The sequence below is a fragment of the Pseudomonas sp. GW704-F2 genome (assembly GCF_059423025.1).
In genome coordinates, this window is record NZ_JBWKXO010000084.1 from 1 (window position 1) to 7,356 (window position 7,356).

Annotated in this window: 8 protein-coding genes and 1 pseudogene; 6 read left to right on the plus strand and 3 right to left on the minus strand. The window is 62.5% G+C overall.

The annotated features are described in order from the left end of the window. Positions 1-359 precede the first annotated feature (359 nt). Positions 360-947: an NUDIX domain-containing protein gene (locus tag AC07W0_RS30665; RefSeq protein WP_017849304.1), complete on the minus strand. Its 588-nt coding sequence runs from the start codon at positions 945-947 to the stop codon at positions 360-362. 114 nt (positions 948-1,061) lie between these two features. On the opposite strand from AC07W0_RS30665, the gene AC07W0_RS30670 reads away from it, so the two are divergent. Continuing rightward, positions 1,062-2,213 (plus strand): GGDEF domain-containing protein, encoded by a 1,152-nt coding sequence (locus tag AC07W0_RS30670; RefSeq protein WP_102619000.1) that lies wholly within the window; start codon positions 1,062-1,064, stop codon positions 2,211-2,213. Positions 2,214-2,277: 64 nt separating this feature from the next. Continuing rightward, a pseudogene (locus tag AC07W0_RS30675) lies at positions 2,278-2,595 on the plus strand (alpha/beta hydrolase); the annotation flags it as partial. 193 nt (positions 2,596-2,788) lie between these two features. Here the strand turns inward: AC07W0_RS30675 and AC07W0_RS30680 are convergent. Together AC07W0_RS30680 and AC07W0_RS30685 are read right to left on the minus strand one after the other, a co-directional pair. Beyond that, positions 2,789-3,949, minus strand: coding sequence for an alpha-hydroxy acid oxidase (locus tag AC07W0_RS30680; protein WP_079444110.1), 1,161 nt, complete (start codon positions 3,947-3,949; stop codon positions 2,789-2,791). A gap of 76 nt (positions 3,950-4,025) precedes the next feature. Then, a complete protein-coding gene (locus AC07W0_RS30685; protein ID WP_017849308.1) occupies positions 4,026-4,235 on the minus strand; it encodes a DUF3079 domain-containing protein in 210 nt (69 codons plus the stop codon). A 180-nt stretch (positions 4,236-4,415) separates the two neighbouring features. Here AC07W0_RS30685 and AC07W0_RS30690 point away from each other — a divergent pair, with 180 nt between their 5' ends. From AC07W0_RS30690 to AC07W0_RS30705, 4 genes are all read left to right on the plus strand, one after another. After that, positions 4,416-4,946, plus strand: coding sequence for an iron transporter (locus tag AC07W0_RS30690; protein WP_017849309.1), 531 nt, complete (start codon positions 4,416-4,418; stop codon positions 4,944-4,946). Continuing rightward, positions 4,946-5,269 carry a cupredoxin domain-containing protein gene (locus AC07W0_RS30695; RefSeq protein WP_017849310.1) on the plus strand — a complete coding sequence of 108 codons (324 nt, stop codon included), beginning with the start codon at positions 4,946-4,948 and terminating at the stop codon, positions 5,267-5,269. The genes AC07W0_RS30690 and AC07W0_RS30695 overlap by 1 nt, the downstream gene beginning before the upstream one ends. 15 nt (positions 5,270-5,284) lie before the next feature. Then, entirely contained in the window at positions 5,285-6,124 is an 840-nt protein-coding gene (locus AC07W0_RS30700; RefSeq protein WP_017849311.1) for an FTR1 family iron permease, read from the plus strand. After that, positions 6,121-7,356, plus strand: a 1,236-nt coding sequence (locus AC07W0_RS30705) for a 4Fe-4S binding protein (protein ID WP_102618999.1), incomplete at its 3' end; no start/stop codon positions are given. The genes AC07W0_RS30700 and AC07W0_RS30705, both read left to right, overlap by 4 nt.

Genomic DNA, 7,356 nt, shown 5'->3' on the forward strand with positions numbered 1-7,356 from the left:
TGTAGTGACTGACACACTGCCATCGGGGGCAAGCCCCCTCCCACATTTCTGACCGAGTTCGGCTTGCAGGATCAGGTTGGCTATAAGGCCGCGCCCAAGAGCAAGAGCCAGAGCAGAACGAGTTCTATCTGATCCATGGAGATCAAAATGTGGGAGGGGGCTTGCCCCCGATGGCGGCTTGTCAGCCAATACATGCATGGCTGATCCACTGCTATCGGGGGCAAGCCCCCTCCCACATTTTTGACCGAGTTCGGCTCGCAGAGTCAGGTCGGCTATAAGGCCGCTTTGCTTTTGATCTGGGGCACACCGGGCCTAGTTTTGGCTACTTTTGAGAAAACGGATATCGACACGCCCCACTCTCACCATCCCTCTTTCAACATCCGCAATTCCAGATGCTGCAACAGCATGATGGTCTTCCCATCCACGATCTCACCGCTCGCCACCATCGCCAACGCCCGCTCGAACCCCAGTTCCAGTACCTCAATGTCCTCGCCTTCCTCTTCGATCCCGCCGCCCATTCCCACCCGATCCTCCGGTTGGTATTCGCCGAGGAAAAAGTGAATCCGCTCCGTCACCGATCCCGGGCTCATGAATGCCGCATAGATCTTCTCCACATGCCCCACGCGATAGCCCGTCTCTTCTTCGGCTTCCAGGCGAATGCGTTCCTCAGGGCTGGCGTTGTCCAGCAACCCGGCCGCGGCTTCGATCAGGTAACCGGGGTAGTCGTTGACGAATGTGGGCATGCGGAACTGTCGGATCAGCAGCACAGTGCGCTGGGCGCGGTTGTACAGCAGGATGGTCGCGCCGTTGCCCCGGTCGTACACTTCGCGGGTCTGGGCCTGCCAGCTGCCGTCTCGGCGGCGCAGGTCGAAGCTGTATTTTTTCAGCAGGTACCAATTCTCCGAGAGCGTTTCTTCGGCGGTGATGCGAACGGGGCTGTTGTCCATGGTCGGGCCTTTGCTCAAAGGAGCAGGAGCATGTCGCGCCAGCAACGCCAACGTCAAGCCGGTCGCATACCGCTACAATCGGGCCCCACAAAAAGTCTCTGCAAGGGCAAGGCAATGTCGCTGCATATCCCGACGCTATTGATAGTCGCCGTGTTCGTGTTCTGCCTGATGGGCCTGCTCACCGTGCATGCCTGGAGCCGTGGCCGTGAACCGACCCTGGGCTATCTCGGCATCATGCTGCTGCTCGCCACCCTGGGCACCGGGCTGATCGCGGTGCGCGGCGTGGGCCTGGACTTTGTCGCGTTGATCCTCGGCAATGTCGTGCTGTTGCTCAGCGCCGCGATGAACTGGACCGCCATGCGCGCTTTCGTGCAGCGCAAGCCGAGCCTGCCGGGGATCTTTGCCGGGTGTGGCGTGTGGCTGTTGATGTGCCTGTTGCCGCAGTTCTATGGTTCGCTGTCGGCGCGGGTCACCCTGTATTCGCTGCTGGCGGCCGGTTATGGCGTGCTGTCGGCCCTGGAGCTGTGGCGCAACCGCGCGACCCTGGAAGTCGCCTACGCTCCCGCGCTGGCGCTGATCCTTTGGCACACCGCGTTCTATGGCATACGCGCAATCACCGACGCCGGCCTGCCGCTGAAAAACGCCCAGGCCTCGGGGGGTGAAGGCGCGCCGTTTTTCTCGTTCATGCTGTTTGAATCGATGCTGTATGCCATCGGCATTGCCTACATCACCCTGGCGATGGTCAAGGAGCGTGCCGAGTTGCGCTTCAAGGCCGCCGCCTTCAGCGATGCGCTGACCGGCGCCGGCAACCGCCGCGCCTTTATGCTCAGGGGCGAAAAACTGCTGGCCGACTGCAGCCGTCGCCAGCGCAGCACGGCCCTGCTGCTGTGCGACCTGGACCACTTCAAGCGCCTGAACGACAGCTTCGGCCACCCCATGGGCGACCAGGCGCTGATCGCCTTCAGCCAGATGACGCGGGCCATGTTGCGCAGCGGTGATGTGTTTGCGCGTATCGGCGGTGAAGAGTTCGCCTGCCTGCTGGCCGACAGCGATGCGGCCGGGGCGTTTGAAGTGGCCGAGCGCATCCGCCGCGGGTTTGCCGAACTGGACCTGCTGACGCCGGGGTTCTTGAGCGTGAGCATCGGCATCGTCACCACCACGGCGGCAGGCCACGACCTCTCGCACTTACTGTCCCAGGCCGACCAGGCGCTGTACCAGGCCAAGGCCTATGGACGCAATCGCGTGCAGGTGGTGGCGCTCGCCTGAGCGGACGACGCTTGAATGCCGCAATACTTTGCAAGCAATCAGTAAACGCCTGATCTACGGGCATTCCCTGGCGGATACCGCCTTGCCGGTGCGCTGGCTGCTGTCGCAGAAATTCGATTCCATCGACAAGATTGCCGACATCCATATGCCACTGCTGGTGGTCCACGGCCTGGACGACCGCTACGTTCCCCCACGGTTCAGCGAGCAATTATTTGCCGCCGCCCAGGAACCCAAGCGCCTGTTGCTGGTGCCCGGCGCCAGCCACAACAACAGCATGAGCCTGGCCGGGCGCAGCTATCGCAAAGCGCTGGACAACCTGATGCAAGCGAAGATGCCGACACAGGTTGTCACCCACTCAACCGGGCGCGCCAACGACTCATAAAATGGGTTTTCGGCACTGGGTTCACGCGGGGCTGTCAAGCGCAAACCCAGCCTATGCTGGCCCGCGCCAGAAGTTGATCAAATATTGACCTTGGGTTGAATCGCCAACCCCTGCCGGGCCCTCGCAAAGTTATCCACAGAGATACCCACGGTTTTCGTGGACAACTCTTTTTATTTTTTTACGATTTTTTTGCTCAGCCCGCGCCTTGGGGAAAGGTGCCAGGCAGCAAAATTTCGCGATTCACATCGCGTATATCGTTATACCCGCACAGCGCCATCGACACGTCCAACTCGCGGGCGATGATCTCCAGCGCCTTGGTCACCCCCGCTTCACCCATCGCGCCCAGACCGTACAAATGCGGGCGACCGATCAGGGTGCCTTTGGCGCCCAATGCCATGGCCTTGAGCACGTCCTGGCCGGAACGGATACCGCCGTCGAGCCACACTTCAATACGCTCGCCCACCGCCTCGACGATCGCCGGCAATTGGCTGATGCTCGACGGCGCGCCATCCAACTGACGACCGCCGTGGTTACTCACCACCAACGCATCGGCGCCGGCATTCGCCGCCAGGCGCGCATCTTCCACATCGAGGATGCCCTTGATGATCAACTTGCCGCCCCAGCATTTCTTGATCCATTCCACATCGTCCCAACTCAGGCGCGGGTCGAACTGTTGGGCGGTCCATGCCGACAGCGAACTCATGTCCGCCACACCTTTGACATGCCCGACGATATTGCCGAAGCCATGACGCTTGGTGCCGAGCATGCCCATCACCCAGCGCGGCTTGGTCATCATGTTGAGGATATTCGGCAGGGTCAGTCTGGGCGGTGCCGACAGGCCGTTGATCAGGTCCTTGTGACGTTGGCCGAGGATCTGCAGGTCCAGGGTCAACACCAACGCATCGACACCGGCGGCCTTGGCGCGCTCGATCAATTGCTCGATAAAAGCGCGGTCGCGCATCACATAGAGTTGAAACCAGAATGGCTGGCCGACCTGTTCGGCGATGTCTTCCAGGGAGCAGATGCTCATGGTCGACAAGGTGTAGCGCAGGCCAAAAGCAGCAGCGGCACGGGCGGTGAGAATCTCACCATCGGCATGCTGCATCCCGGCCAGGCCGGTGGGCGCCAGGGCGACTGGCATGGCCATGTCCTGGCCGATCATGGTGGCGCGGATCGAACGTTTATCGATATTACGCGCCACCCGTTGGCGGAATTTGATCTGGGCAAAATCGCTTTCATTCGCCCGGTAAGTGCTTTCAGTCCAAGAGCCGGAATCGGCGTAGTCGTAAAACATCCTTGGAACACGTTTTTGCGCCAGCTTGCGTAAGTCTTCGATGGTTGTGATCAACGACATCTGCGTCACCTCTCCCTGAACTGAGTAGGAAGAGTAACCGCCCATCCGCCGTACAACCAGCCATTGCGTTGATTGATCAGGCCGCTGACGGTTCGTCCGTGGCAGGTGGCTCGGGGGTGAGTCCCCAGTCGCCGTGCTCGTACCAGTCATCGCCGATCATCTCGGCCGGGTGCATGGTGCGGTCGGCGCCGTTGCCACAGGCCAGATCGGTCGTGGCGCAATAGCGGTCGCAGCCCCAGCAGATGCGTTCGGGGTGCTTGGGGTGCAGCGGAAAAGGCTTGGCCATGATGAGGTTCCCTACCGGCGAACAATAGAGTCAACCTAACCTGCTCGAGGGGGCATGGCCTTGACTGCGGTCAAGATTGGGCAACATGAAATATCGCAGAAACTTGACAAGAATCATTATTATTTACGATCAACCTTCCTAGACTCGGGTTCTTTCCACCTCACCCGTCAGGAAGCCTCCATGCGTATTCCTTCTACTGTGTCCCTGGTCCTGCTGTTGTCCACCTCTGCGGCGTTCGCCAAGGAGTACCCGATCGGCGAGCCGCAGCACTGCCCAGGCCTGGAAATCGGCGCGGTGTACCTGCAACCGATCGAGATGGCACCCGCCGGCATGATGCGCGCCACGGCCGACTCCGACGTCCACCTTGAAGCCGATGTGCGCGCCACGGCGGACAATGCCCAAGGCTTCCAGGAAGGCAGTTTCGTGCCGTACCTGAACCTGTCCTTTACGTTGAAAAAGCAAGGCAGCGACACGCCGATCACCGGTGATTTCCACGCCATGGTCGCCAATGACGGGCCGCACTACGGCGACAACGTCAAGCTGCAAGGCCCAGGCAAATACACCCTGACCTTCAGCGTATTGCCGCCCAGCGGCCACCAGTCCCTGGGCCGCCATACCGACAAGGAAACCGGGGTCGCACCGTGGTTCGAACGCTGCGAAGTCCACTACGAATTCGTCTATGCCGGCATCGGCAAGAAAGGCGGCTACTGATGCGTCGCGCCTTGCTGCTGGGCAGCTTGCTGCTGAGCGGCGCGGCCCTGGCGGCGCCGTTGCCGACCTATGAACTGACCCTGCAGGACGGCCACTTCATCCCGCCGCAACTCACGGTCAAGGCCGGCGAGCGCTTCAAGATCGTGCTGCACAACCTCGGCCAAGGCCCGGCCGAATTCGAGAGCACGCCGCTGCGCGTGGAGAAAGTCTTGTCGCCCGGCGTGACCACCTTCGTCGTGATCCACCCGCTCACGCCGGGGTTGTATCCGTTCTTTGACGAGTTCAACCCACAGTTGCCCGAAGGCAGCATCCTTGCCCAATAGCCCCGGGAGCCGTTGATGAATCAATCGATGTTTATTGTCTGGCGCGAAAGCGTCGAGGCGCTGCTGGTGATCGGCATTCTGCAGGTCTGGATCAGCCGCCAGACCGCGCACTCGCGCCTGGGGCGTTTCCTGTGGGCCGGGGTGGTCCTGGGCTTGTTCTGCTCCGCCGGCCTGGCCGGCTTGATGCTGTGGGCCGGTGAGGCCATGACCGGCCCCCAGGGCGAATGGCTGCAAGCGGCGCTGACGTTATTGGCCAGCGGCCTGATGGTGCAGATGGTGTTCTGGATGCATCGTCACGCGGCCACACTCAAAAACACCCTGGTACGCGAAGCCGATGAACGCCTGGCGCGCCAGGGCGGTTGGGGCGTGTTGCTATTGACGCTGTTGGCGGTGAGCCGCGAAGGCAGTGAAACCGTGGTGTTTCTGTACGGTGCCGGCGCGCGTCTGCAGGGCCCGGCGCTGAACCTGTTCGCGATCGGCGGCGTGCTGGGCCTGGTGTTGGCGGGGCTCACGGTGCTGTTGTTGCGCAGTACGCGGCGCTTCATTTCCTGGTCGCTGTTTTTCGCCCTCAGCGAAACGCTGTTGCTGCTGCTCGGCGGGGCTTTGCTGGTGGCGGCCGTGGACCGTATCAGCGGGCAATTGCTGGCGATGGACATGCCCGAGTGGGTCTATTCGAGCTTCGGTGAAAGCCGCTGGGACAGCAGTACCCTGCTCAGCGACAGCCACGGCCTGGGCGCGATGTTGGCTGACTTTGTCGGCTACCGCGCCGCGCCGAGCCTGGTCACCGTGCTGGTGCTGCTCGGCTATTGGTTGTGGGTGGGCAACGGCCTGCGCCGTTCGCGGCACGCGGCATGAGCTGGCTGCAGCGCCTGGGCGATGGCATGCGCCGCCATGGGCGCTTGATCCGTGCCGTGCAATGGGCGGTGGTGCTGGTCTACGCCGTGCTGCTGGTGCTGCCGGCGCTGCTGCCGTTGCCGGACAGCCAGGCGCGCCTGGTGAACAACCTGACGCTGCTCGCGCAATTCATCTTCTGGGGCCTCTGGTGGCCGTTCGTGTTGCTGTCGATGGTGTTGTTCGGGCGCCTGTGGTGCGGCGTGCTCTGCCCGGAAGGTTCCCTGAGCGAATGGGCCAGCCAGCACGGGCGCGGCCTCGGTATTCCGCGCTGGCTGCGCTGGGGCGGCTGGCCGACGCTGGGCTTTTGCCTGACCACCCTCTACGGCCAATTGATCAGCGTGTATGACTACGCCCAGGCGGCACTGTTGATTCTCGGCGGCTCGACCCTCGGCGCGGTGATCGTCGGCCTGTTGTTCGTGCGCGGCAAGCGCGTGTGGTGTCGGTACCTGTGCCCGGTCAGCGGCGTCTTCGCCCTGCTCGCCCGCCTGGCGCCGGTGCATTTCGCGGTGGATGAGCAGCGCTGGAAAGCCAACGACGCACCGCGCCTGCCGCTGCCCAACTGCGCGCCGCTGCTGGATATCCGCCGCCTGCAAGGGGCCAGCGAGTGCCATGCCTGTGGCCGCTGCAGCGGGCAACGCGGCGCGGTGCAACTGATCGCCCGCTCGTGCAATCAGGAGATCCTGCAGGCGCCCCATCAGCAAGGCTCGGCGTGGGACGCGCGGCTGTTGCTGTTTGGTGTGATCGGCCTGGCGATGGGGGCGTTTCAATGGACCGTCAGTCCGTGGTTTATCGCGCTCAAACAAACCCTGGCGACGTGGCTGGTCGGCCATGACTGGCTGTGGCCGCTGCAAGACAACGCGCCGTGGTGGTTGCTCACTCATTATCCGCAGCTCAATGACAGCTTCAGTTGGTTGGATGGCTTGTGCATTGTGTTGTATCTGGGGGGGAGTTCGTTGGTATTGGGGGGCGGCTGCTGGCTGCTGCTGCGGTTGGCCGCGTGGGTGGCGGGTGATCGCGCACTGTTTCGGCCCTTGGCGCTGACACTGACGCCCCTCGGTGGTGCGGGTTTGTTCCTGGGGTTGTCGGCGACCACGGTGAAGTTGTTGCGGTATGAGGGCTTGGGGTTGGCTTGGGTGCAATCGGCGCGGGCCGTGTTGTTGATGGCGGCGGTTGGGTGGTGCTTGTGGTTGGGG

Coding starts and splice junctions, on each gene's coding strand:
- AC07W0_RS30665 (WP_017849304.1), bottom strand. CDS start 947: ATGGACAACAGCCCCGTTCGCATCACCGCCGAAGAAACGCTCTCGGAG.
- AC07W0_RS30670 (WP_102619000.1), top strand. CDS start 1,062: ATGTCGCTGCATATCCCGACGCTATTGATAGTCGCCGTGTTCGTGTTC.
- AC07W0_RS30680 (WP_079444110.1), bottom strand. CDS start 3,949: ATGTCGTTGATCACAACCATCGAAGACTTACGCAAGCTGGCGCAAAAA.
- AC07W0_RS30685 (WP_017849308.1), bottom strand. CDS start 4,235: ATGGCCAAGCCTTTTCCGCTGCACCCCAAGCACCCCGAACGCATCTGC.
- AC07W0_RS30690 (WP_017849309.1), top strand. CDS start 4,416: ATGCGTATTCCTTCTACTGTGTCCCTGGTCCTGCTGTTGTCCACCTCT.
- AC07W0_RS30695 (WP_017849310.1), top strand. CDS start 4,946: ATGCGTCGCGCCTTGCTGCTGGGCAGCTTGCTGCTGAGCGGCGCGGCC.
- AC07W0_RS30700 (WP_017849311.1), top strand. CDS start 5,285: ATGAATCAATCGATGTTTATTGTCTGGCGCGAAAGCGTCGAGGCGCTG.